The organism is Aestuariibius insulae (assembly GCF_040783535.2).
Classification (GTDB): domain Bacteria; phylum Pseudomonadota; class Alphaproteobacteria; order Rhodobacterales; family Rhodobacteraceae; genus Aestuariibius; species Aestuariibius insulae.
The window spans coordinates 1,262,004-1,286,225 of the sequence record NZ_JBFONW020000001.1 but is presented as its reverse complement, the minus strand read 5'-3'; the positions used below and the strand labels follow the sequence as shown (position 1 = coordinate 1,286,225).

Sequence of the window (24,222 nt, the reverse complement as noted above, 5' to 3'; positions counted from 1 at the left end):
GGCTAGAGGTAGCGGTTCACCAGATTTTCCAAGGCCTCCTGACGGCCCGAATGCGGTTGCGGATTGATATCGTTCTGCTCGACATCGGCCGCGATCGTCTCAAGGTCCTGATCCAACACATCGCCGCGCTCGCTCGTCCATCCGGCATAGCGGGCCGTGCGCGCGTCCTCGAGCTTTCCGTCCTCCAGCATCCGCGCCGCGGCTTTCAGTCCAGCCGCGCAGACATCCATCGCGCCGACATGGGCAAGGATCAAATCGGACGCATCGAGCGACTGCCGTCGCAGCTTAGCGTCGAAGTTAGTCCCTCCGGTGGTGAAACCGCCGGCCTTCAACACCTCGTAATAGGCCAGCATGACCTCAGGAACGCTGTTCGGAAACTGATCGGTATCCCATCCCGACTGGTAGTCGTTCCGGTTCATATCGATCGAGCCGAGCACGCCCAGACTGGCAGCCAAGGCAAGCTCGTGCTCGAAAGAGTGCCCCGCGAGTATGGCATGGCCCTGTTCGATATTCACCTTCACCTCATCCTGTAGCCCGAACTCCGTTAAGAAGGAGTAAACCGTCGCCACGTCGTAGTCGTATTGATGCTTTGTCGGCTCCTGCGGCTTGGGTTCGATCAGGATCGTGCCCTCGAACCCGATCTTCTTCGCGTAATCGACCGCCATCGACAGGAACCGTCCCGCCTGCTGCCGCTCCCGCGTCAGATCGGTGTTGAGCAGCGTCTCATACCCCTCGCGCCCGCCCCAAAGAACGTAGTTCTGCCCTCCAAGCTGCTGGGTCGCATCGATGCAGGTTTTGACAGTGGCAGCAGCAAAGGCGAAGACATCCGGATCGGGGTTCGTCGCGGCTCCAGCCATGTAGCGGCGATGGCTGAAAAGGTTCGCCGTTCCCCACAACAGGCGTGTTCCCGTTTGCTCCATCTTGCCCTGAAAATAATCCGTCATCTCCCTGAGACGACTAGTATTCTCCGCGAACGTCTCACCTTTGGGCCGGACATCGGCGTCATGAAAGCAAAAGAACGGCTGGCCTAGGATCGCAAACATCTCGAAAGCGGCGTCCGCCTTCAGTTTGGCAGCCTCCATCGTGTCGCCGAACCAGGGGCGAAGGAAGGTCTGACCGCCGAACGGATCGCCCCCCTCCCAAGCGAAGGAATGCCAATAGGCGACGGCAAACCTCAGATGATCTTCCAGCCGTTTGCCGAACACCTCCTCATCGGGATTGTAGTGGCGGAACGCATAGTCGTTGTCGCTGTCCGGACCCTCATATGCGATCTTGGGAATGCCGGCGAAAAAGTCAGTCATCTCAGTCCTTTCACGGCCTCGTAGGCCGCTTTGTAGCGGGTATGCGCCTCGGAAAAGGCGTCGGTCAAAGACGGGTTGGGATCGATGCTGCGCGCGATCGGCGGCGCGGCGAACTCGGTGCGGCCAGACGGCCCCATGGCAAGGCGGGCCGCTCCGAACGCCGCGCCGTTCTCGCTCTGGGGCAGATCAACAGAGATCTCCAGCGAAGTCGCGATCGCCTCCAGCCAATAGTCCGACCGGGCGCCGCCGCCCGTCGCAATCAGACGGCTCATTGACGTTCCCGTCGCAGCCAAGGCATCCCGGCAATCGCGCAAGGCATGCGTGACGCCCTCCAGAACCGCACGGGTCAGCGCCGTCCGATCCGTCCCATGATCGAGGTTAAGAAGCTGGCCCCGGATGCGGGCGTCGTTATGCGGCGTCCGCTCGCCTCCCAGATAAGGAAGAAAGAGCGACTGCCTCGGCGCCTCAAGCCGCGTCAGATCTTTCGTCAGATCGGCCGGATCTTCGCCCATCTGCCTTGCCAGCCAGTTCAGACTATCCGTCGCTGATAGGATCACACCCATCTGGTGCCACATCCCGGGCAAAGCGTGACAGAACGTATGTACAGCGGTTTCTGGCGCTGGGTAATAGCCGCCCGTCGCCGCGAAAAGGACACCTGACGTCCCGAGGGAGACAAAGGCCTGCCCCGGATCCGTCACGCCAAGACCGACAGCAGAGGCGGCATTATCACCGCCGCCCGCCACGACCGGGATCCCTTTGCGCAGCCCGAACCGGCCCGCCAGATCATCCCGGATCTCGGCCGTCGCCTCCAGACCCTCCCGAAGGTCCGGCATGAGATCCCGGCTCAAGCCTGTCCTCTCCAGCATTCGGTCCGACCAGTCCCGCGCTCCAACGTCGAGCCAACTGGTGCCAGACGCATCCGACAGATCGGTGACCGCCTCCCCGGTCAGCCACAGACGCAGGAAATCCTTCGGCAACAACACCTTGTGGATCCGCTCATAGACCTCCGGCTCATGGGATCTCACCCAAAGCAGCTTGGGCGCCGTGAAGCCGGGAAAGACGATGTTTCCGGTCGCCTCATGCGCCTCCGCATCATCTAAAGACGCCGCCTCCTCGCTCGCCCGCGTGTCGTTCCAAAGGATGGAAGGACGCAAGGCACGATCATCCTCGCCAACAAGCGTCGCCCCATGCATTTGCCCCGACAGACCGATGGCCTTGATCGAGCCAAGATCAACCTGCCGCCCCAGCTCGGCCAGAACGGCCTCAGCTGCGGCGATCCAGCTTTGAGGATCCTGCTCGGACCAGCCGGGATGCGGGCGCTGCACGGTAAGCGGCGCGCTCGCTTCGGCAAGGATACTGTCATCCTCATCCAGCACGACGCCTTTGAGCCCGGATGTGCCAAGATCAAGCCCGATATACATGCCGCATCCTAGGTCCGGAGCGGCGCACAGGCCAGCGCGAACAAAGCCTTATGGATCATGACGCCTTCTTCGGGTTCTTGCCCATGATGATCATCGAAAGGATATCGTCCTCGGTCACATCCTCGACCCGCTCGGTGCCGACCAGCGCACCGTTCTTCATCACCGAAACCCGGTCGCACAGATCGAGCATCTCACGCGTGTCATGGCTGATCAGGAAGATGCCAAGCCCTTGGGATTTCAGCTCCTTGATCAGATCGGCAACCATCTGCGTCTCATGCACGCCCAGCGCTGCCGTCGGCTCGTCCATGATCAGGATCTTGGCGTTGAAATACACGGCACGAGCGATGGCAACCGACTGGCGCTGACCACCGGACAGGGCCGAGACCGGCTCTTTCAGCTTTTTGAAGTTGGGGTTGAGCCGCGCCATGATCTTGCGCGTCTCCGCCTCCATCTGCGCGTCGTTGACGAAGCCCAGCGCGGTGGTCAGCTCGCGGCCCAGAAAGAGGTTGGAGGCCGCATCGAGGTTATCGGCCAAGGCCAACGTCTGGTAGATCGTTTCGATGTTATAGCGGCGGGCATCGCGGGGGGAGTTGATCTCGGCCAGTTCGCCATTGATCCGGATCTCGCCGGAATCCTTGGCATAGGCCCCCGACAGGATCTTGATCAGCGTGGATTTTCCCGCACCGTTATGGCCCAAAAGACCAACAACCTCGCCGGGATGAAGATCGATCGAGACATGATCGACAGCGCGCACCCCGCCGAAGGAGAGGCAGATATCGCGAAGATCGACAAGCGGGGTCTGGGTCATGGGTATGCCTCAGGTAAGCTTTGGTTGAATACGGGCTCTGGTTCGCCTTTGCCGCCAGCCATCATCCTGTCCCGATGCGGCGGCGATAGACGATATCGATCCACACGGCGAGGACCAGAACCGAGCCGACAACGATGTTCTGAAGCGGCGCGTCGACACCAACCATGGCCATCCCCGACTGCAGCGACTGCATGATAAGCGCGCCAAGGATCGCGCCATAGATCGTGCCGATCCCGCCCGAGAGCGCGGTGCCCCCAATGACGGCGGCGGCGATTACGCGCAGCTCGTCCAGCGTCCCGATATCGTTGGAATGGTTCGCGAGCCGCGCCGAGGCGACGAGCGCGGCCAGACCGCAAAGCGCCCCCATGATGGCGAAGACCTTGACCGTCAGAAGGCGGGTATTGATGCCCGAAAGCTCTGCCGCGTCGGGATTGCCACCGGTGGCAAAGATATAGCGCCCTAGCCGGGTACGGCGGGCAACGATGGTCATCACGACAGCGACGGCGATCAGCAGCAGGACCGAAATCGGCAGACCATAGGCCGCCGTGTAGCCTTCGGGTACTTCCAAGCCCTGCGCCGCGAAATCACGAGCCAGAACGCGGGACGGGATCTGATAGCTGTTGAGGATCCAGATGAAGCCCATAATACCGATGGCCACAATCGCGGCGACGACAGCCTCGGCCCAAAGCGGTTTGAGCGGGAAGCCATGCGCCTTCTTGTTGCGGCGGCTCGAGGCGAGAATCCAGAGCGCGGCAGCGGTCGCCACGACGCCGAAGATCCACGACCAGAATTCGCCCAGCGTCCCCGATATGCCGCCAAAAGCGCGAAAGGTCTCATCAAGGGGGCCGATGGTCTGGCCATTGGTCAGATACCAGCCGACATTGCGCCAAACCAGAAGTCCGCCCAGCGTGACAATGAAGGCGGGGATCAACTGGTAGCCGACGAGCCAGCCCTGAAAGGCGCCGATCAGCGTGCCGGTGAGGATGCCAACCGCGATGGCGATCCACGGGATCAGCGGATGGCCCAGCTCGAGCCCAAGATATTGCGGCAGCCAAGTGGTCTGCGTCATCGCCATCATCGCCGAACAAGTGGCCAATAGCGCGCCGACAGCCAGATCGATATGACGGGTCACGATTATAAAGACCATGCCCGTCGCCATGATAGCGACTGAAGCGGTCTGGATCGTCAGGTTGAAGATGTTGCGCGGCGTCAGGAAACGCCCATCGGTCAACACATTGAACGTGACGCAAACTATGGCAAAGGCGCCGATCATCCCAAGAAGCCGCAGATCGATCTCGAGGCTCTGAACAAGAGTGCGCTTAGGCGCGGCGGGCTGTGTGTCGGTGGTTGTTTCGGTCATTGGGCCTATCCGTTTGGGGCCTGTCGGTCCGGAGGCGGGGTGGGCCGCGTCCCGGCCTTGAGCCGGGACCTCTGGTGCAAGGGCCCCGGCAAAGGCCCCGGGTCAAGCCCGGGGCGCCTTGGGGTCTAGTTGCAGACGTCTACGCCGCTGACGCCCTGACACAGCGCGTCTTTCTCGATCCAGCCCGCATCAAGCACGGCGTTCAGATTGTCCTGCGTGATCGGCATCGGCTCGAGGAACTTGGCGGTCATCGTCGTGCCTGCAGGCGAGGTCCATTCGGACGCGCCCTCGACATCGGACATGCCCGTGCCGCCAGCCAGAGCCACAGCGATCTCACCTGCCTCGCGGCCCAGATCACGGGCATCCTTCCAGACACTGACAGTCTGCGTGCCAAGCGCGACACGGTTAAGCGCGGCATGATCACCGTCCTGACCCGACACCGGTACGGCGCCTTCAAGGCCCTGTGCGGTCAGCGCGGCAACAGCGCCGCCTGCGGTGCCGTCATTAGAGGCCACGACCGCGTCGACATTGTTGTCGTTGGCGGTCAGGATCTGCTCCATGTTGCGCTGAGCATTGGCAGGCAGCCAGCCGTCGGTATAGGCCTCGCCGACGATGGTGATCGCGCCACTGTCGATCGCCTCCTGCAGGACCTCCTGCTGACCGCCGCGCAGGAAGTCGGCATTGGGATCGGTGGGCGAGCCCTTGATCATGACGTAATTACCTTCAGGCGCGGCCTCGAGCACGGCGCGGGCCTGCATGCGGCCGACCTCGATATTGTCGAAGGTCAGATAGAAGGCGCGGTCATCCTCGATCAGGCGGTCATAGGCGATAACCGGGATGCCCTCGTCGGCGGCGGCCTGAACCGCGGGGCCGATGGCCTGCGTGTCCTGGGCCAGGATAATCAGCGCATCGACGCCCTGGGCAATCAGGCTTTCCACATCCGACAGCTGCTTGGCCGAGGAGGATTGCGCATCGGCGGAGACATATTCGGCTCCGGCCTCTTCGAGCGCGCCGCGGATGGCGGCCTCGTCGGTCTTCCAGCGCTCCTCCTGGAAGTTGGACCAGCTGACACCGACGGTGATGTCCTGGGCATAGGCCTGGGTTGAAAGACCGGCAGCCGCGATGGCCGCCGCGATGATCGCGTTGCGCATGGTAATCCTCCCTGTGAACCGCCGGGACCGTCTTTTCGCAGGCCCGGCGCGAAGCAAACTCGCTTCTGTCCCGATACGATGCGCAATTTAATTCAGTTGTCAAAATAAAATTGACATAGACCGCTCGGGAAGCGCTAGATCGAGAGAGAAAGCCGCTCGAAAAGACGGCAAAGGGAGGATCCGACCGTTTCTGCGGTGCGGAATAGTTCGCGGACTGAAATAATGTATGACGACGCCGACGAGACCGGCTGCGGCCCCAGACCAAGCGGACCCAGAAGCGAATCACAGCCCCTGCGCCAGCAGGTTTTCGAATTCGTGCGCGCCGCCGGTCAGGCCCCCCGGATGGACGTGGCCCGGCTGCTCGAGATTTCCCCCGGATCGGTGACGTCCCTGACCTCCGATCTGATCGCGACCGGCTTTCTCGAAGAGGTCGAAAGCGTCCCCCGCGATACCGGACGCGGACGTCCTCCGGTTGCCCTGCAGGTCGCGAACGGTGCCGGACTTGTCGTCGGAATGAAGCTCGCCGACCGGACGCATTCCGCCGTTCTCGTCGACATGGCTGGCCGGATGCTGGCCGAAGCCGAAGAGCTCTGCGGCGGGAGGCGGCAAAGCTATGGCGTGACGGTCGATGAGGCCGACAGGCTGCTGACGACATTGCTGGACGGGGCCGGGCGGCAGCGCAGCGATATTGCGGCGGTGGGCGTGGGCCTGCCCGGGATCGTCGATGCAGCCACAGGCATCGTCGCCTGGTCACCGATCCTGAGCGAGACGGATGCCGATCTTGGCCAATGCCTGAACGATCATCTGGGGCTGCCAGTGCATCTGGACAACGATGCCAATGTGCTCACCCTGGCCGAGCTGTGGTTCGGAGCAGGTCGCGGCATGTCGGATTTTGCCGTGGTCACCATCGAACACGGCGTCGGCATGGGGCTCGTTCTGGGCGGAGAGCTCTTTCGCGGGGCGCAAGGCCTTGGCATCGAGCTGGGCCATACCAAGGTGCATCTGGACGGCGCGCTCTGCCGATGCGGACGGCGCGGCTGTCTTGAGGCTTATGTCGCCGACTACGCGCTGGTGCGCGAGGCGGCGACGGCGCTCGACCGCGAGATGACGGAAGGCGCCAGCGCCATTCTCGAGCATCTCTATGCAGAGGCGAAGGCAGGCCATAGCGCGGCGCAGACGATTTTTCGGCGCGCCGGGCGCTACCTGGCGCTCGGCCTCTCGAACGTCGTCCAGCTTTTCGATCCGACCAAGATCCTGCTCAGCGGGGAGCGTCTGCGCTACGATTATCTCTACGCCGAAGATGCCATGGCCGAGATGGCGGAAATGGCCCTCCCCCTCAGTCGCCCGCCCGTCCCGGTCGAAATACATGCATGGGGCGACCGGGTTTGGGCGCGGGGCGCGGCGGCTCTGGCGCTCGACGCTGTCACCGCAGATCGGCTGGGCCGATGAAAGGCCTGATCGCCGCGCTTCTGCTTGCCGGAGGCGCCCAGGCCGAGGTGCGGTTCGAGGACCGCTCGGAGGCCCTTCCCGAGCACATCTATAACGGCGGCTGGGAACATTTCGTCGGTGGCGGCGTGGCTATCTTCGACTGCAACGGCGACGGGCTGCCTGAGATTTTCGCCGCAGGTGGAGAGAACCGGGCGCGGCTCTTCCTGAACCGTGGAGAGTTTGTCTTCGAAGAAGGATCGCTGCCGGATCTGACCGGCGTCACCGGAGCCTACCCTCTGGATCTGGACGGGGACGGGACGCTCGATCTTTATGTGATGCGGGTTGGAGAAGATCTGGCGCTGAAGGGACATGGCGCGTGTCATTTCAAGGACGCGACGCAAGGTCTGGGCCTGCCCGTTAGTGATCAATGGACAACTGCTTTCACCGCGTGGTGGGAGCCGGGGGCGGATCGTCCGGTCCTTGCGCTTGGCCATTATGTGGACCGGACGGATCCGGACGGGCCTTTTGAGGCCTGCGACACGAACCGGATCCTTTGGCCAGCGCAGACGGGTTGGCGCGCCGAGGTGCTGTCGCTCGGGTTTTGCCCGCTCTCGATGCTGGCGGCGGAGGATGCGCGCGGTCGCATGACGCTGAGGATCTCGAACGACCGGCACTACTATGTCCGCGGCGGGGCCGAGCAGATGTGGGACATCGAAGAGCGGCGATTTCTCGGGCCCGAAGATGGCTGGGAGGGGCCGCAGCTTTGGGGCATGGGCATCGCCTCGCGCGATCTCAATGGGGATAGCGCGGATGAGGTGATGCTGACCTCGATGGGCGACCAGCTTCTTCAAATCGCGGAGGGCGGCGGCTATGTCGCCGCCCCGTTCGAGATGGGAACGACCGCGCACCGCCCCCATGAGGGCGATGACGGTCGCCCCTCGACCGGCTGGCACTCGGAATTCGGCGATGTCGATAATGACGGGCGACCGGATCTTTTCATCGCCAAGGGCAATGTGGACCAGATGCCGGGCAACGCGATGGAGGACCCCAACAGCCTGCTGATGCAACAGCCGAACGGGACGTTCCGCGAGGTCGCCGGGCGGGCGGGCGTCGCGCAAAGCGCGCGGTCGCGCGGGGCGGCGCTGGCCGATCTGGATCTGGACGGACGGCTCGATCTCGTGGTGGTGAACCGGCGCGCGCCTATGGGCCTCTGGCGGAATGTCAGCGATGCGGGCGGGTTCGTCACCGTCGAGACGCCGCCCGGGCTCGGTGGCCGCGTGCAGCTGCGAACCGAAGACGGCGTCCAAAGCCAGCAAATCACGGTAGGCGGCGGTCACGCGGGCGGAGAGGCCCTGCCCCTGCATTTCGGGCTCGGAAACGCGCCCAGGGCCGAGCTGCGCTGGCGTCCCCCCTCGGGCGATTGGAGGCCATGGCAGACCGTCGACGCAGGGGGAACTCTGGTCCTCACCGCACCCCGCTAAGCGCAGGCAGGATTTTCTAGAAAATCCTGAAGGGCAAAATCTTCCAGAAGATTTTGGCTACGGATGATCAACCGGAAGCCCCGATGGCACAGCGTCCGGACTGCCCAGACGTCCCTCCAGCGCGACCGGATCGTCAAGCGCCGCCAAAAAGGACATCAAGGCATCGAGATCCCGCTCGGACAAGGTCGCCGTCACGCCAATCGCGGCATCCGCGATCCTCCTCGTTTCGGCAGCATCGCCCGCAATCCTGAAATCCTCGACTGGCAGATCGGGAAGACGCACGGTCTCGATCAGCCCGGCAATCCGTCCCGAACCCGCCTTCGGATCGGCGTGATCGCGCAGAAACGCGCGCAGATTGGCATGGGTGCCCGCATGACCCCAGGGCCCGGTTCGCGTCACGTTGCGCAAGGACGGCGTGCGGAAGGCGTAGAGGTCTGCCGGTTCCCCCGTCACCCGGAACCGCCCTTCGTCGCGGGCGTGGCTCTCGAACCGGGCCGCCTTTCCCGGACCGATCTGCGGCGCACCCATCGCGTGAAACCCGTGATCCGTCTGAAACGGCCCGGAATGGCAGGCCGCGCACCCCGCCTCACCGTAAAAGAGGGCCATCCCCTCGGCCGCCGCCCCGGCCAAAGGCCGCTCCCCGCGCAGATGCGCATCGAACGGGCTGTCCTCCGAGCGCCATTCATGGGCGATGAAGGCAGCGATCGCATTCGAGATATCCGTGAAGGCGATATCTTCCGGCGCGTCGATATGCGGATAGATCCGGAACGCCTCTGCATAGGCGGGAATGCCCGCCACGCGGCCCGAGATCAGGTGCCAGGCCCCACCCTCTCCGGTGATGCGTCCCATCCGGATCGCCTGGCTGATCTCGTTCTCGGAATAATGCCCCGCCATCTCGTCCGGTGACAGAACCGGGAACATCGTCTGCGCCGACAGGATCGAAGCGAAACCTTCGCTCATATCGTCCCCCAGCGGCGTCCGCAGCGTTCCGTCCGCGCGGACCTCGATACGGCCGTCGTGAAACAGGGTCGTGAACTCCGCATGACCCAGATTGAACAGCGCGGGCGAATTACGCGGGATCCTTTGCTCGGGCAGGTTTGTCGGATCGGCCCGCCGCGCGGGTCCAAGCCCCCGGCCCCCGTCCCCCAGACCCAGCGCCAGACCGTCCGACGTAGCGAAGGCGGGATGATGACAGCTTGCGCAGGACACCGCGCGGTTGCCCGACAGGATCGGATCGTAGAACAGAAGCTGCCCCAGGGCGATCTCGTCCGGATCGGCTGCCGCGTAGTCCGCAGGATCGACCGGAGCGGGCATCCCATCGGCCAACAGCGTTGTTGCCAGCGCGGCAAAGGGCAAAGACAGAAACAATCCGGCCAGAGCATTCCGCATGAGAAGTAGAACTATAACAATGTCTTTCCGCCGAGCGCCGCGATACACGCCACTTTCTTCTTTCGAAGCCGCACAAGCCGACATAGGCTTTCCCATAGCAAAACATGCTCCCCCACCTTTTTTGGACTGTGAAGAGACGCTGCGCCGGATGCAAGACTGCCTCACCCCTCCCCTTTCGCTGCGCGAGCGGCTCAGACGGGACCTGCAGGACGAACATGAGGCGCTGGATCGCAAGATCTCGACTCTGGATCTGACACAGATCCACGGCTACCGGGCCTTTCTTGCCATCCATTACATCGCCCTGAGGGGACTTCAGACCGACGCTCCGCAGGCGATGCTGGGCGATATGATCGACGCGCTCGGCACGGATCTCGATGCGATGGGTGCGCCGACCCTCCCGACCCTTGCGCCCCTTTCGGTCCACACAGTCGCGCTCGATTACATGCTGATCGGATCCCGGCTCGGCACGCAGGTGTTGCGCAAACGCTGGCTTGCAGCAACGGACCCTCGCGTGACGGCAAACGGATGCTACTTCGCCCTGCCCGCCCAAGGCCGCGCCTGGGGCGCTTTGACGAAGGCGCTCGGCGCCATGAATGGCTCGGACGAGCGGGCCGCACAGATCGTCGCGGATGCCCGCGCCCTGTTCCTGCGCTTTTCGACCAGCTATGATCGCGTGCAAACCTCCTTGTCCCTCCCTGCGGAGCAGATTTCGAATGGCCCTTATGCCTCAGCATGATCCTCAAACGAGGCAGCCGATCGACCTGACGAATTGCGATCGGGAGCCGATCCACATTCTGGGCAATGTCCAGCCGTTCGGATGCCTGATCGCGGTCTCCCGGGACTGGATCGTCACGCATTTGTCCACAAATGCAAAGAACATGATCGGCCTCGATCCAGAACATGTGATTGGAACCCCGATTGCCGATCACCTGCCAAAGGACGTGCTGCATTCGCTGCGCTCCAGGCTGCAGATCGCGGCCTATTCCGAAACACCCTCGCGCCTTTTCAACGTCAAGGCATTGGGCGACGACCGTCTGTTCGACATCGCCGCGCATCAGTCCGGAACCAACTGGGTGATCGAGCTCGAGCCGAAAGGCGAGATCGAGACGACCCCCGACGGCGTCTGGTCGGTCCAGCCGCTCGTTGCGCGCCTGCGCCGGCATGACAGCATCAAACGCCTGGCCATGGAAGGCGCGCAGGCGATCCGGGCCATGTCGGGCTTTGACCGGGTCATGGTCTACCAGTTCAACGAGGATCACAGCGGATCGGTCATCGCCGAGATCAAGCAGCCGGGGATGGAACCCTATCTGGGGCTGAGATATCCGGCCACCGACATCCCCAAACAGGCCCGCGAGATGTACAAGCGCAGCGTTCTGCGCCTGATCGCGGATGTGGATGCCGAGGTGTCGCCGATCGTCCCCGAGCTGAATGCGGAAGGGCAACCTCTCGATCTGAGCCTGAGCGTCACGCGGGCCGTCTCTCCGATCCATCTGGAATATCTGCGCAACATGGGGGTTCAGGCCTCCATGTCCGTTTCGATCCTCAAGGACGGAGAGCTGTGGGGGCTCTTTGCCTGCCATCACCGCACCCCGCGCGTCGTCGATTACGAAAAGCGCACGATGATCGAGCTTTACGCCCAGCTCTTCAACTACGAGATCGCGTTGAAAGATTCGGAGCAGAGCCGGCAGGAAGCCGAAGATGCCAAGGAGCTTCACGACCGCCTGATGACCCGTGCGGCGGACCATCACGGATTTGCCAAGAATTTCGAGATCATCAGCGAAGAGATCCGCCAGGTCATCCCGTTCGATGGCATTATCTTCTATTCCGACGACAGGATCATGCGTCTTGGATCGACGCCCGATGACGACCAGTTCATGGCGCTGATCCGGTTCCTGAATACAACCGCCGCCTCGAACGTGTTCGCCTCCGAAGCGCTGAGCGAACGGCACCCGCCTGCCGCCGATTATGCAAACGAGGTCGCCGGTGTGATGGCTCTGCCGATCTCGCGACATCCCCGCGATTATATCGTCCTTTTCAGACGCGAGGTCGCTCAATCCGTCAAATGGGCCGGCAATCCGGAAAAACCTGTCGAGGCGGGGCCGAACGGGGCCCGTCTGACGCCGCGCAAAAGCTTCGAGGCGTGGCAGCAGATCGTGAAAGGCCAATCGACACCCTGGACCAAAAGCGAAAGAAACGCCGCCGAAGCGCTGCGGATCACGCTGATCGAGGTCGTTCTGAAACTCTCCGATGCGGCAGCCATCGCGCGCAAGCAATCGGCTGACAAGCAGGATCTTCTGATTGCCGAGCTGAACCACCGGGTTCGCAATATTCTCAATCTGATCCAGGGGCTCGTTCGGCAAGGGCGGGACGACGCTTTGTCGACCGAGGCCTATACCCGCGAGCTTGGTGGGCGGATCCACGCTCTGGCGCGCGCCCATGATCTGATCACGGCCGAGAACTGGTCGCCCACATCCGTGAAGGAACTGGTTGAGCTCGAGGTCGCAGCCTTCCTCTCTGACAAGGCGGACCGGTTGCACCTCGACGGCGACGATGTCCTCCTTGCGCCCGAGGCAATGACGACGATCGCGCTTGTGATCCACGAACTCGTCACCAATTCGACCAAGCACGGAGCACTGAGCAACGAGACCGGTGTCATCAACCTGGACCTATCCCGCGACGATCGAAAAGCCCTCGTCGTGGATTGGACCGAGACGGGCGGACCGGCCGTCACCGCACCATCGCGCCGCGGCTTCGGCTCCACGATCATCGAACGCTCCATCCCGTTCGAGCTGAAAGGCGAGGCCGAACTGAATTACCGGCTGACCGGGCTCCATGCCCGGTTCGTCATTCCTGAACGCTATGTCAGCGACGCAAAAGTTCAGCGCAAGGAAACGCTCGAAATCGTGACCAGCGACACCGAAGACGGGCCGGTTCCCTCCCACGTGCTGGTGGTCGAGGACAACATGATCATCGCGCTCGATGTAACGGACAGTCTCACGGAACTCGGCGTCGAGGCGTCCCAGGTAGCCAGCAGCGTGACAGAGGCCTTGTCCCTTTTGGACAAGGAGGCTTTCGATCTGGCGCTTCTCGACGTCAATCTGGGCGCGGAGACGTCGATCCAGATCGCGGAGCGACTTCAGAAAGACGGAATCCCGTTCATCCTGGCCACCGGCTATGGCGGAGCGAACGAACTGGCACGCCGCTATCCGGACGCCCCGATCCTGAGCAAGCCCTTCGGAAGCGACAAGCTGAAGCAGGCCATGACCCGGATACTGCTCGAAAAATAAAGAAAATTTGTCCGAACGCGCGGATTTGGCGGTTGCCGGAACACCGGTTTCGGCAATCTGTATGGTTTGACTCGGGCCCGAACACGGACTAGAACATAAAGGGAACAAACTCTTTTGCTGTCTGGTTCTGTCTCATGTCTGTTACCCCTTCCACAGCCGAACGGCTGCGTCATGCCTCCTCCCTGATCGATCAGCTTCCGCGCGCCGCGCGTCCCCTGCCCCGCTCCGTTCCGGGCGCTGACGCGAATGGCCCCGAAGATGTCTTCGCCCCCGGTGCACCGCTTCTGTCCGAGGTGTTTTCGTCCACCGGCAATTGCGGCGTGCCTGTGGGGTTTGTTCTGTCGCAACTGCCCGAACGCGCGTTCCAGGGCGCGCCGATCCTGTGGATTCGCGACCGGCTGACCCGTCTGGAGGCGGGGCGCCCCTATCTGGGTGGAATGCGCCCTGGTCTGCGGGTGATCCGGGTGGATGTCTCGCGTCCGGTCGATGCGCTCTGGGCCATGGAAGAAGGACTGCGCTGCGGCACTTTGGGCGCTGTGATCGCAGAGGTTTGGGGCGATCCGCAGGTTCTGGATTTCACGGCCAGCAAGCGGCTTGCCCTTCGCTCGGAAGCGTCGGGCGTTCCGGCCTGGCTGGTGCGCCGGGCGGCGACAGCACATCTCAGCGCCGCGCGGCGGCGATGGCGCCTCTCTCCGCGGCTGTCACTCTGCGACCCTCACGACCCTCAAGCGCCCGGCCAGATCCGCTGGGAGGCCGAGCTGTTTCGAACCCGAACCGGCAAGCCCGGGCACTGGCACCTGACGCCCGGCCCCGACCGTCTCGAGGTCGAAATCCCATCGGACGAGGTGCAAGACGACAGATGGGATGCAGACCACCCTCTGCCCCAGGCGGTCTGAGGCAGCAGGATGTCGTGTCTACCCTCCCTCCCCCTTCCCTCCGATCCGGATACCCGCATCCAGATGCGCCCCGGACCCGGCTCGGAAGCCGCCCGGCGGATCGTGTCGGTCTATTTGCCCCGCTTTTCGATGGAGCGCTGGCAGCGCGTGCTCGCCCGCTCCGGAGAGGCGCCGCTGGAGGATCTTCCGGCCGGCCTGACGATCGAGGGGCCGCATGGCCCTGTCCTGCATGCAACCAACCGCGCCGCCGAAGCCCTTGGCGTCAAAATCGGCGCGCGCGTGACGGATATGCGCGCCATCTGTCCCGATCTGCGCGCCGATTACGCCGATATCGCAGGCGACCGCGCGATGCTGGAGCGGCTGATGCTCTGGTCCCGCCGCTGGTGTCCTTGGACCTGCCTGGACGCAGAGGACGGGCTGCTCTTTGACACAACCGGCTCGGATTACCTCTGGGGCGGAGAGGCCGCGATGCTGGCCCGCATCGAAGAGGCGTTTTCGACCTTGGGCTTCTCAGCCGATCTGGCCATGGCTCCAACGCCCGGAGCGGCTTGGGCGCTGGCGCGCTTCGGCCCGGTCCGCGCCATCGCGACCCCCCGGACACTGGCAGCCGATCTGGCCGGGCTGCCGGTGCGCGGCTTGCGGCTCAGCGCGGATCAGACCCTTTTGCTTGACCGGCTTGGTCTCAAGACGATCGGCGCTCTGGCGCAGGTGCCGCGCGCGGCCCTCACCCGCCGCTTTCGCGCCAGCGCGGTAGAGGACAATCCACTCCTGCGGCTCGATCAGATCACGGGGCGGCTGGCCGAGCCGCTGTCCTGCCCCGAGGATCCGCCGCGATTTTCCGTCCAGACCCGCCTGCCCGAACCGGTGGAGGATCCCGCGCCCCATCTGGCCGCGCTCTGCACAGAGCTTTGCCGCGTGATGGGGCGCGAGGGGATGGGCGTCCGCCAACTCCGGCTCAGCATCTACCGCACCGATGGCGAGGTCCGTCACCTCGAGACCGCAACCGCCGTTCCCTCGCGCGATCCGGCCCATCTCGAACGGCTCTGGGCGGACCGTCTGGAACGGATCGATCCAGGCTTCGGCTTCGACCTGATCACGCTCTCTGCGCTCTGGGCCGAACCATTGGCCGATCGCCAGACCCGGCTGGGCGGCGGCGCCGACGACGACATCGCACTGGCCCGGATGGTCGACCGGCTGACGGCCCGGCTGGGCCCCCGCGCGGTCAGCGCTCCGGCGCCGCGCGACAGTCACATTCCCGAACGGCGCGAAAGCTGGGTGCCCGCGCTGGGCGCGGCCCCCTCTTCGGCCAGGGGCGATCCGGATCGCGCTCCGCGCCCGCTTCAGCTTCTGGACAGACCCGAGGAGGTTCACGTCGTCTATGCCGTCCCGGACGGGCCGCCCGCCCAGATCGTCTGGCGCAAACGCACCTTGCGGGTGATCCGGTTCGCCGGACCGGAACGGATTTCACCCGAATGGTGGGCGGATCGGCCATCGGCCCGGCTGCGCGATTATTACAGGGTCGAGGATCAGACGGGCCAAAGACTGTGGCTCTTTCGCGAAGGCGTGCATGGCGACGGCCGGGCAGAGCCACCCCGGTGGTGCATCCACGGGATCTTCGCATGACAAAGGGAAAGATTTTTCTAGAAAAATCTTGGGGCCAAAATCTTCTAGAAGATTTTGAGTGACAGAATTTTCTAGAAAATTCTGACCAGCCCATGCCACAGAACGATCATCAGGCCTCCAAGCGCACCCTGTCCTCGACCGGGGAGTTTACAGCCAATCCCCCCGCGCCTTTCGTGGAGCTGGGGCTGGCGACCTGTTTCTCCTTCCTGCGCGGCGCCTCCGACGCGGTCGATTTGACGCTGATGGCCTGGCAGCTGGGCTATGACCGCATCGGCGTCGCCGACTGGAACAGTCTGGCCGGGGTCGTGCGCCTTCATGTGGAATGCGAGACGACAAAGATGCGCGCCGTCATCGGTGCCCGTCTCGTCCTTGTCACAGGCGAGGCGTTTCTGGCCTATCCCAAAGACCGCGAGGCCTATGCCCGCCTCTCCGGCCTGCTGACAAAGGGCATGCGCCACGGCACCGATGGCGCCTGGCAGCAGAAAGGCATCTGCGATCTCACGCTAGACGATCTGGCCTCCCATGCGGATGGCATCCAGCTCATCGCCATTCCCGAAGGCGACCCCGAGGACGTCGCGCGCAGCCTGCCGCGCCTTCTGCGCCGTCTTCCCGGCTTGCGCCATATCGCGGCCAGCTACCTCTACAGAGGCGACGACCGGGCGCGCATCAACCGGCTGGACGCGATTGCACGTGCGCATGGCATCTCGATCCTCGCCACCAATGACGTTCTCTATCATAGCCCGGACCGGCGCCCCCTGCAGGATGTGATGACCTGCATCCGCGAGAAGGTGAAAATCGCAGAGGCCGGATCTCTCCTGGCCCCGAATGCCGAACGGCACCTGAAATCTCCCGAAGAGATGGTCCATCTTTTTGCCGATTGGCCCCATGCAATCACGGCCACGCGCGAGGTGGCCGATCGGTGCAGGTTCTCTTTGAAAGAACTGAAATACGAATACCCCCATGAAAGCCAACCCGAAGGCCGCTCGCCGATCGCGCAACTGCGCCATGACACAGCGCTTGGCGCGGCGGATCGCTACCCGCAGGGTGTGCCGGAGAAAGTGCAGGCAGTGCTCGACAAGGAGCTGGACCTGATCGAGAAAATGGAGGTCGCGCGCTACATCCTGACGATCAAAAGCATCGTCGATTTCGCCCGCTACGAGGCCAAGCCTCCGATCCTCTGCCAGGGGCGCGGATCGGCGGCCAATTCCGCCGTCTGCTTCTGCCTTGGGATTACCGCTGTCGATCCGGACGAGCATCAGGTTCTCTTTGAACGCTTCATCTCGGAGGAGCGCAAGGAGCCGCCCGATATAGACGTCGATTTCGAACATGAGCGGCGCGAGGAGGTGATCCAGCACATCTACGAGAAATACGGTCGCCACCGCGCCGGACTTTGCGCCACGGTGATCCACTATCGCCCGCGCTCGGCCATTCGCGAGGTCGGCAAGGTCATGGGTCTCTCCGAGGATGTGACGACGGCGCTGGCCAAGACGATCTGGGGCAGCTGGGGTCGCGAGATTGGCGAGCAAAATGCGCGTGAGGCGGGGATCGACCTGACCGATCCGCTGATCCGGCGCACGATGATCGTGGCCGACCAGATGATCGGGCTGCCGCGTCATCTCGGCCAGCATGTGGGCGGCTTTATCCTGACCGAACGGCCCCTCTCCGAGACGGTGCCGATTGGGAACGGGGCGATGCCCGACCGCTCCTTCATCCAGTGGGACAAGGACGACATCGACGCGCTGGGGATCTTCAAGGTCGATGTGCTGGCCCTGGGGATGCTGACCTGCATCCGCAAATGTTTCGATCTGATCGAAGAGCGGTATGGCCTGCGCCATGATCTGGCGACGATCCCGCCCGGCGACGAGGCGACCTATGACATGCTCTGCAAAGGGGACAGTCTGGGCGTCTTTCAGGTCGAGAGCCGGGCACAGATGAACATGCTGCCGCGGCTGAAGCCGCGTGAATTCTACGATCTGGTGATCGAGGTCGCGATCGTGCGGCCCGGGCCCATCCAGGGGGACATGGTGCATCCGTTTCTCAAGCGGCGGCGCGGAGCGGAGAAGGTCGAATATCCCAAGCCGGGGCCGGAGCATGATCCCGACGAGCTGAAAAACATTCTGAGCCGGACGATGGGCGTGCCGATCTTTCAGGAACAGGCGATGAAGATCGCGCTCGAGGCCGCGCAGTTCAGCGCGGCGGAGGCGAACGAGCTGCGCCGCGCCATGGCGACCTTCCGGTCGCGCGGGACGATCGAGCTTTTGCAGGAGAAAATGGTCGGGCGCATGGTCAAGCGGGGCTACGATCCCGAATTTGCGCAGCGCTGCTTTGACCAGATCAAAGGCTTCGGGGAATACGGCTTTCCCGAAAGCCACGCGGCCAGCTTCGCCAAGCTGGTCTATGTCTCAAGCTGGCTGAAATGCCACTACCCCGATGCCTTTGCCGCCGCCTTGCTGAATTCGCAGCCGATGGGGTTCTACGCCCCCGCCCAGATCGTGCGCGATGCCGCCGAGCATGGCGTGACGGTCCGCGATGTAGATGTGAACTACTCGGACTGGGACTGCACGCTGGAGCCCGTCGCCGGCCAGACCCGAAGGGTACCGCCCGGGGATCGCGGCACCGGCTTCGCGCTGCGTCTGGGCCTGCGCCAGGTTGGCGGAGTGAGCGAGGACCATGCAAAGGCGCTGATCCATGCGCGCGAGGCGCCTTATCCCAGCATGGCGGATCTGCAGACCCGAAGCGGCCTGCGCGCCCCGGCCCTCCGCCAGCTGGCCGCCGCCGATGCCTTCCGCTCCATGGGGCTGCCGCGGCGGCAGGCCCTATGGGAGACCCGCGCGCTGCATGATGCGCCGGACCTGCCCTTGTTCGACGCCGCTCAGGCCCAGGACGAAGCGCCCGGCCCGATCGTGGAGCTGCCCCGGATGCCCCAAAGCGAGGAAGTCGTGGCCGACTACCAGACGCTCCGTCTGTCCCTGAAGGCGCATCCAATGTCGTTCCTGCGCCGCTCCATGGCCCGGCAGGGATATCTCTCGACCGAAGGCCTGAAAACGGCCCGCAATTTCCAGAAGGTCCGGATGGCAGGCGTCGTTCTGATCCGTCAGCGGCCGGGCAGCGCAAAAGGCGTCTGCTTCATCACGATCGAGGATGAAATGGGGGTGGCCAATCTGGTGATCTGGCCCAAGGTCATGGAGGCCTACAGACCCGTCGTGATGGCCTCGCGCCTGCTGCAGGTCGAGGGATATGTCCAGCGCGACACCGAGCTGATCCATGTCGTGGCCCAGCATATGGAGGATCGCTCGGACGCGCTCCTGAGGCTGAGCCAGGATATGGTCAAACCCGATATCGCCCGGGCCGACCATGTCCGAAACCCACTGCGCGCACCGTCGCAACGCCACCCCCGCAATGTGCGCATCATGCCCAATTCCCGCGACTTCCACTAAGCGGGCAAGATTTTTCGACGAAAAATCTTAAGACCAAAATCTTCTCGAAGATTTTGAAAACCAGAATTTTCTAGAAAATTCTGGCTCTACTCAGTCAATTCATACCGCTCAATCAGAACGCGCACCTTCCCTTGAGCATTGCCTCCACCCGCCCGATGAACCGCAAAAAGATAGCTCCCCGGCAAAACCCGCACCGCCACAAAACTGTCGAGGATCTCGGGCGCCACGTCGTCGTTCTCGGCCACGACCCGGCCAAGATCGTCAAAGATCGTCACGACAGGATCGATATCCTCATGCCCCACCGCCTCGATCACTAACAGTCCCGGCATCTCGATCTCGACGCTGTACCAGACTGCCGCATCCGCGACATCGGCATCGACCCTTTTGCGACCGGTCACTGCACCCAGAGAGAGGACCGGATGATCGCCGTCCAGACTCGGAGCGGCTTCGGCCGCATCGAACCGCGCGCGCTCCACCTCGACCGGATCATAGGCCGACAAGGAAACGGTCACCGGGGCCGACCCGTCCGAAAGAGCTTCCAGGCCCAGACAGTAGGATCCCGGCTCGAGCGGCTCGCTCACATCGATCCGCGCGTTCAGGCTAAGACCGTCATCATCGTTCTCTTCCAGCAGATCTCCGTCATAGGCATAGAGCCGCAGAACCGGATCGGCTTCTTCGTTGGTCGCAGTAATGGTCATGGTGCTGGGCCGGTCCAGCGAGAAGCGGTAAAACCCAGTCTCCGCGATGGCGGCCGAAACTTCCACCCCGTCCTCCAGCATTGCATCGACCGGACCATCCGCAAGCTCGGCGGCCTCTGTCGTGGGGCGACACGTCCCGCTGCTCTCGACGATATTGCCAGCCGTCAAAGGCTCGTGCGTCTCCAATCCGACCCGCATCTGAACCATCATCAACGCACCATCAAAACTGCCCGCGCTCAGGCAGTATCGTCCTGGCGCAAGCGTCGTCTCTGCGCGCGCCGACCGCTCTCCGCCGCCATCGTCATCCTCCAGCAGAATGCGCCCGCTCGCATCCCGAAGCTCCAGCAGAGGATCACCATCCCCCTGGGCTTGCGCCTCCACCCGAACTTCCGCCTCCTGCGACAGATAAAAGACACTGGCCGCCCTCCCGTTGAGAGGCACCAGCGTCATCGTGTCGAACGAAGCATCGGCCACCGTCAGATCGGAGGCCACCTCGCTTCCCCCAGCCCATCGCGCAGGAGCGTCAAGACCCACGCAATCGGGCGTCTGCTGCGCCAAGGCAGCCGTCCCCGTGAACAGCAGGCAGACAAGGGAAGAACGGACGACCATCATGATCAAAGCCTCTTTTGAACGGACATATCGGCAGTCCTGGCACATCGCCTTTGCAGCACCCTGTCAAGTAAACCGTCAGGGCAGCACAAAGCGCACCCCTGGCATCTGCAGGATCCGCGCCACATCCGCCTCATAAGTTGCGGTCAGCTCGTCGACCAGCGCTTGGCTCCAGCCGGGAATATCGATCATCTGCTCGACCTCCTTTGGATCGGCGTGCTGCGACAGGACCTCGGACAACAGGGCGCGCTGCCCATCGATATCGACCACATCCCCCTTCGCGAGCCGCGCGCGCAACGCAGAGCGTCCCTCAGCCGTCAGGACCCGGTCCAGAAGATCAAGCTCTCCTTCGATCTCGGTCTCCGCGTCGATATTCGAGATATCGCGCAGCAAGGCCGGCCAGATAAAGGGCGTGTCCTCGTTGCACCAGACGGTCAGCTGCGCGGCCGGGGCCGCCACGCGGATCCGCTCGATCACGTCCGACCACATCAGATCGCGCGGATCGAGACCGTTCATCAGATCGCGGTAAGGCATTCCGTCGGCCGCCTCGAGCACGACAGGCACGAAAGTCGCGGGATTGCGCAGCGCGAAATAGAGATGCAGATCGTCGCCCGAAAAAATCTCGGCCAAACCGCGCACTTTCGGCGTCGCCTGCTCGTAAAAGACCCCGTTCTCGAAAATCCGCCGCGGCACACAGAGAAACCGCCAATTGCTCATCACAAGCCGCTTGACCCGAACCTGATCGACGCCTTTCTCGAAGATCTCCTCGATCAGCGCATCTCGCGCGCCTGGCGCGGCGGGCGCCCCGTCAAGGATCTGCACGGCCTCCCGGATCTGCCCGCGATAGCGGCTGGGCCCAGGAACCGCGATCCCGGCCTTCAAAAGCGGGTCCGCATTCTTCATCAGAGCCTTCATCAGGCGGTCGTCATCGGTGCAGTTCGCGCCAATATGATATGCGATCTCCATGGGTGCCGCCTGTTTTCGCTCTGTTTTGCCGGACTATAGGCGCTTTTTCGGCCAGTCCAACGGCTTTCGGGCGATATCGACACAGCCCGCCTGAACCGGCCATATCTCGCACTTGCACCCTCGCCCCGCCGCGCGTAAACGAACCCCGGCGCCCCTATAGCTCAGCTGGTAGAGCAACTGATTTGTAATCAGTAGGTCCGCGGTTCGAGTCCGTGTGGGGGCACCATATTTTAATTTATTTTCAGTTACTTGAATCATCTGTGCGTAATTTTAGCGTAATGGGTGATGAGATTCTAGGATCTGTCCTTCAGATCGCGTTTAAGATCCTGCAAGAACCTTATTTGCTACTCCCTCTCACCCATACACTGAGTCCTCTTAGCTATCAGCGTCAACGAGGCGTTCTACTGCGTCTCCACCGTTACCTCAGAGGTCTGGCGTTTTGGAGTTCCCCCGGTTTCGTGGACACTTTTTCACTTGATGAAGGAGAGTGTTTTTCATGCCGAGAACGAGGAACCCGTACCCTGCGGAATTCAGGGAACAGTTGGTCGCGCTGGTGCGTACCGGTCGCAGTGTTGAAGTCTTTCGCGGGAGTATGAGCCCTGCGCCGCGACGATCCACGAATGGGTCAGGCAGGCCGCTGCCGACGATGGCGATGATCCGAGCAGACTGACCAGCGAAGAACGAGACGAACTGCGGCAGCTTCGACGCGAGGTGAAACAACTTCGGCAAGAGCGGGACATCTTGTCAAAGGCCGCGGCCTGGTTTGCACAAACCGATGTGACATCGCGGAGGTCTTCGAGTTCATGACCGCGAACCAGACCGAGTATTCGATCCAGATGATGTCACGCACGCTGGGGATGTCCCGCAGCGAGTTCTATGCCCATCGCAGCCGCCCGCCCAGTGCCCGTTCGTTGGTGGATAAGGCACTAAGCAAACAAATCTCTGCGATCCACGAGGCATCAAAGGAAATCTACGGAGCACCCCGCATCCATTCCGAGCTGGCCGATGAAGTTATCCTTGTGGGCCGCAAGCGTGTCGAGCGTCTGATGCTAGCCAAGGGCTTGAGAGGCGTCAGTCGCTGCAAGGTCGTAGTGACCACGAAGCGCAATCCAAGGATGCGCCCTGCCGCCTATCTGGTTGATCGCAACTTCTATGCAGACGCGCCAAATTTGCTATGGGTGGCCGACATCACCTTTGTTCCGACTTGGGCGGGCTTCCTGTATCTAGCAGTCGTACTCGATGCTTTCAGCTGTCGTGTAATTGGCTGGGCCATGAGCACCCGACAACGGGCGCAACTGGTGATCGACGCGATGAACATGGCAGTGGCACAGCGCAAGCCTGACAGCGTCATTCATCACAGCGACTAGGGATCGCAATACACATCCGTGGCCTTTGGCCTGCGCTGTAAGGAAATGGGCGACAGGCCTTCGATGGAAACGGTCGGTGATTGTTACGACAACGCAATGTGCGAGAGCTTCTTCGCCACGCTTGAATGCGAGTTGCTCGACCGTCGCAAGTTCAAAACCAAGGCTGAAGCCGCATGGCCTACTTTGAGTTCATCGAAGGTTGGTACAACCCCTCGCACCGTCATTCGGCTTTGGGGTACAAGTAACCCATCAACTACGAAAGGACCGCCGCTGAAGAGCTGGAGTCTGCAAGCACATAATCGTCCACGAAACCGGGGGAACCCCAACTCCGATAACGGAGGTGACGAGGCGGTGCAACCTATATCCCAGCAAAGGCCCTATCCTGCATTAGTCTGACGCAAGGGAAGCCTTGAAGCAATGCGTGCTTTAGCCTAGTAAAGATTCCCTCTTAGGTAGCGCCACGTCTCAGCGGCTAATTTTTGATTAAGATGACTGCTTGAGATCCTAGATGGGTGGCAGGACAATAGTTTCTGTTTATAATGCGTATTTGACGTCTTTGATGATTGTTAAGTAGAGCGACAAATCTCCTATATCTCAATTAGAGGGTTTAGCAAAAAGATAGATAAATGATTTGTGTTTTTAGATTAACTTCAATTTCAGGACAGACGCGGATAATTGAAAGGCTTTGGCGTTCTCTTTTCAATCGAGACATGCTCGTATGAGGGCATTATTCTATTGGATATTTAGCTTATGGTTTTTGAGCTTGGCACTTCACTCCTTAGGGTATCATATTAGCTCTAGCTTTATAGTGAATTTTCTCAATAACTTTAGTCATTATGATAGCCTGAGCTTTTTCTTCGTGCCGTGGGGTGGAGGGAGTATGCTGAAGGTTCTTGGGGGGCACATACTTTACTCTATGCTGTATGCGCTCATATCTATTCCATTACTATTATTTTCCGTCATAAAAAGTATAATATCTCAAGTTTTTCATATGGGTGAC

At 62.2% G+C, this 24,222-nt stretch carries 15 protein-coding genes, 1 tRNA gene and 1 pseudogene; 9 read left to right on the top strand and 8 right to left on the bottom strand.

Annotation, left to right across the window (positions count from 1 at the left end; all coding sequences use genetic code 11):
• Positions 1-2: 2 nt before the first annotated feature.
• From xylA to xylF, 5 genes are all read right to left on the bottom strand, one after another.
• Complete coding sequence (gene xylA, locus AAD018_RS06215; protein ID WP_367312999.1) at positions 3-1,301, bottom strand: xylose isomerase; 1,299 nt, start codon at positions 1,299-1,301, stop codon at positions 3-5.
• Positions 1,298-2,722 carry a xylulokinase gene (gene xylB, locus AAD018_RS06210; RefSeq protein ID WP_367313000.1) on the bottom strand — a complete coding sequence of 475 codons (1,425 nt, stop codon included), beginning with the start codon at positions 2,720-2,722 and terminating at the stop codon, positions 1,298-1,300. The genes xylA and xylB overlap by 4 nt, the downstream gene beginning before the upstream one ends.
• Before the next feature lie 55 nt (positions 2,723-2,777).
• On the bottom strand, positions 2,778-3,530 hold the full coding sequence (locus AAD018_RS06205) for an ATP-binding cassette domain-containing protein (protein ID WP_367313001.1): 753 nt from the start codon (positions 3,528-3,530) through the stop codon (positions 2,778-2,780).
• 61 nt (positions 3,531-3,591) lie between these two features.
• Positions 3,592-4,890, bottom strand: coding sequence for a sugar ABC transporter permease (locus AAD018_RS06200; protein ID WP_367313002.1), 1,299 nt, complete (start codon positions 4,888-4,890; stop codon positions 3,592-3,594).
• A 125-nt stretch (positions 4,891-5,015) separates the two neighbouring features.
• A complete protein-coding gene (xylF, locus tag AAD018_RS06195) occupies positions 5,016-6,041 on the bottom strand; it encodes a D-xylose ABC transporter substrate-binding protein (RefSeq protein ID WP_367313003.1) in 1,026 nt (341 codons plus the stop codon).
• Between the two features lie 222 nt (positions 6,042-6,263).
• Here xylF and AAD018_RS06190 point away from each other — a divergent pair, with 222 nt between their 5' ends.
• Both AAD018_RS06190 and AAD018_RS06185 read left to right on the top strand, forming a co-directional pair.
• A complete protein-coding gene (locus tag AAD018_RS06190; RefSeq protein ID WP_367313004.1) occupies positions 6,264-7,490 on the top strand; it encodes an ROK family protein in 1,227 nt (408 codons plus the stop codon).
• Positions 7,487-8,950, top strand: a complete 1,464-nt coding sequence (locus AAD018_RS06185; protein WP_367313006.1) for a CRTAC1 family protein — start codon at positions 7,487-7,489, stop codon at positions 8,948-8,950. The genes AAD018_RS06190 and AAD018_RS06185 overlap by 4 nt, the downstream gene beginning before the upstream one ends.
• Positions 8,951-9,007: 57 nt before the next feature.
• On the opposite strand, the gene AAD018_RS06180 is transcribed toward AAD018_RS06185, so the two are convergent.
• Positions 9,008-10,339: a cytochrome-c peroxidase gene (locus tag AAD018_RS06180; protein ID WP_367313007.1), complete on the bottom strand. Its 1,332-nt coding sequence runs from the start codon at positions 10,337-10,339 to the stop codon at positions 9,008-9,010.
• Positions 10,340-10,487: 148 nt separating this feature from the next.
• Between AAD018_RS06180 and AAD018_RS06175 the strand changes: the two genes are divergently transcribed.
• The 5 genes from AAD018_RS06175 to AAD018_RS06155 all read left to right on the top strand — a co-directional run bounded on the left by AAD018_RS06175 (position 10,488) and on the right by AAD018_RS06155 (position 19,582).
• On the top strand, positions 10,488-11,075 hold the full coding sequence (locus tag AAD018_RS06175; RefSeq protein WP_367313008.1) for a biliverdin-producing heme oxygenase: 588 nt from the start codon (positions 10,488-10,490) through the stop codon (positions 11,073-11,075).
• Positions 11,053-13,626 (top strand): HWE histidine kinase domain-containing protein, encoded by a 2,574-nt coding sequence (locus AAD018_RS06170; RefSeq protein WP_367313009.1) that lies wholly within the window; start codon positions 11,053-11,055, stop codon positions 13,624-13,626. Before AAD018_RS06175 ends, AAD018_RS06170 begins: the two co-directional genes overlap by 23 nt.
• A gap of 134 nt (positions 13,627-13,760) precedes the next feature.
• The gene (locus AAD018_RS06165) at positions 13,761-14,522 is read left to right on the top strand and encodes an ImuA family protein (protein ID WP_367313010.1); all 762 of its coding nucleotides are present in this window, start codon (positions 13,761-13,763) and stop codon (positions 14,520-14,522) included.
• Between the two features lie 63 nt (positions 14,523-14,585).
• Positions 14,586-16,145 (top strand): Y-family DNA polymerase, encoded by a 1,560-nt coding sequence (locus AAD018_RS06160; RefSeq protein WP_412005190.1) that lies wholly within the window; start codon positions 14,586-14,588, stop codon positions 16,143-16,145.
• A gap of 92 nt (positions 16,146-16,237) precedes the next feature.
• Positions 16,238-19,582 carry an error-prone DNA polymerase gene (locus AAD018_RS06155; protein ID WP_367313012.1) on the top strand — a complete coding sequence of 1,115 codons (3,345 nt, stop codon included), beginning with the start codon at positions 16,238-16,240 and terminating at the stop codon, positions 19,580-19,582.
• A gap of 86 nt (positions 19,583-19,668) precedes the next feature.
• Here AAD018_RS06155 and AAD018_RS06150 read toward each other — a convergent pair whose 3' ends face one another.
• Together AAD018_RS06150 and AAD018_RS06145 are read right to left on the bottom strand one after the other, a co-directional pair.
• Entirely contained in the window at positions 19,669-20,892 is a 1,224-nt protein-coding gene (locus AAD018_RS06150; RefSeq protein WP_367313013.1) for an ABC transporter substrate-binding protein, read from the bottom strand.
• 75 nt (positions 20,893-20,967) lie between these two features.
• Positions 20,968-21,855 (bottom strand): hypothetical protein, encoded by an 888-nt coding sequence (locus AAD018_RS06145; protein ID WP_367313014.1) that lies wholly within the window; start codon positions 21,853-21,855, stop codon positions 20,968-20,970.
• 150 nt (positions 21,856-22,005) lie between these two features.
• Here AAD018_RS06145 and AAD018_RS06140 point away from each other — a divergent pair.
• Both AAD018_RS06140 and AAD018_RS06135 read left to right on the top strand, forming a co-directional pair.
• Positions 22,006-22,081 (top strand) — tRNA-Thr (locus tag AAD018_RS06140).
• Positions 22,082-22,351: 270 nt separating this feature from the next.
• Positions 22,352-23,467: pseudogene (locus AAD018_RS06135) on the top strand (IS3 family transposase).
• Positions 23,468-24,222 lie beyond the last annotated feature (755 nt).

Excerpts from the sequence above, each read along its gene's own strand:
- xylA (WP_367312999.1), bottom strand. The coding sequence starts at position 1,301 with ATGACTGACTTTTTCGCCGGCATTCCCAAGATCGCATATGAGGGTCCG.
- xylB (WP_367313000.1), bottom strand. The coding sequence starts at position 2,722 with ATGTATATCGGGCTTGATCTTGGCACATCCGGGCTCAAAGGCGTCGTG.
- AAD018_RS06205 (WP_367313001.1), bottom strand. The coding sequence starts at position 3,530 with ATGACCCAGACCCCGCTTGTCGATCTTCGCGATATCTGCCTCTCCTTC.
- AAD018_RS06200 (WP_367313002.1), bottom strand. The coding sequence starts at position 4,890 with ATGACCGAAACAACCACCGACACACAGCCCGCCGCGCCTAAGCGCACT.
- xylF (WP_367313003.1), bottom strand. The coding sequence starts at position 6,041 with ATGCGCAACGCGATCATCGCGGCGGCCATCGCGGCTGCCGGTCTTTCA.
- AAD018_RS06190 (WP_367313004.1), top strand. The coding sequence starts at position 6,264 with ATGTATGACGACGCCGACGAGACCGGCTGCGGCCCCAGACCAAGCGGA.
- AAD018_RS06185 (WP_367313006.1), top strand. The coding sequence starts at position 7,487 with ATGAAAGGCCTGATCGCCGCGCTTCTGCTTGCCGGAGGCGCCCAGGCC.
- AAD018_RS06180 (WP_367313007.1), bottom strand. The coding sequence starts at position 10,339 with ATGCGGAATGCTCTGGCCGGATTGTTTCTGTCTTTGCCCTTTGCCGCG.
- AAD018_RS06175 (WP_367313008.1), top strand. The coding sequence starts at position 10,488 with ATGCAAGACTGCCTCACCCCTCCCCTTTCGCTGCGCGAGCGGCTCAGA.
- AAD018_RS06170 (WP_367313009.1), top strand. The coding sequence starts at position 11,053 with ATGGCCCTTATGCCTCAGCATGATCCTCAAACGAGGCAGCCGATCGAC.
- AAD018_RS06165 (WP_367313010.1), top strand. The coding sequence starts at position 13,761 with ATGTCTGTTACCCCTTCCACAGCCGAACGGCTGCGTCATGCCTCCTCC.
- AAD018_RS06160 (WP_412005190.1), top strand. The coding sequence starts at position 14,586 with ATGCGCCCCGGACCCGGCTCGGAAGCCGCCCGGCGGATCGTGTCGGTC.
- AAD018_RS06155 (WP_367313012.1), top strand. The coding sequence starts at position 16,238 with ATGCCACAGAACGATCATCAGGCCTCCAAGCGCACCCTGTCCTCGACC.
- AAD018_RS06150 (WP_367313013.1), bottom strand. The coding sequence starts at position 20,892 with ATGATGGTCGTCCGTTCTTCCCTTGTCTGCCTGCTGTTCACGGGGACG.
- AAD018_RS06145 (WP_367313014.1), bottom strand. The coding sequence starts at position 21,855 with ATGGAGATCGCATATCATATTGGCGCGAACTGCACCGATGACGACCGC.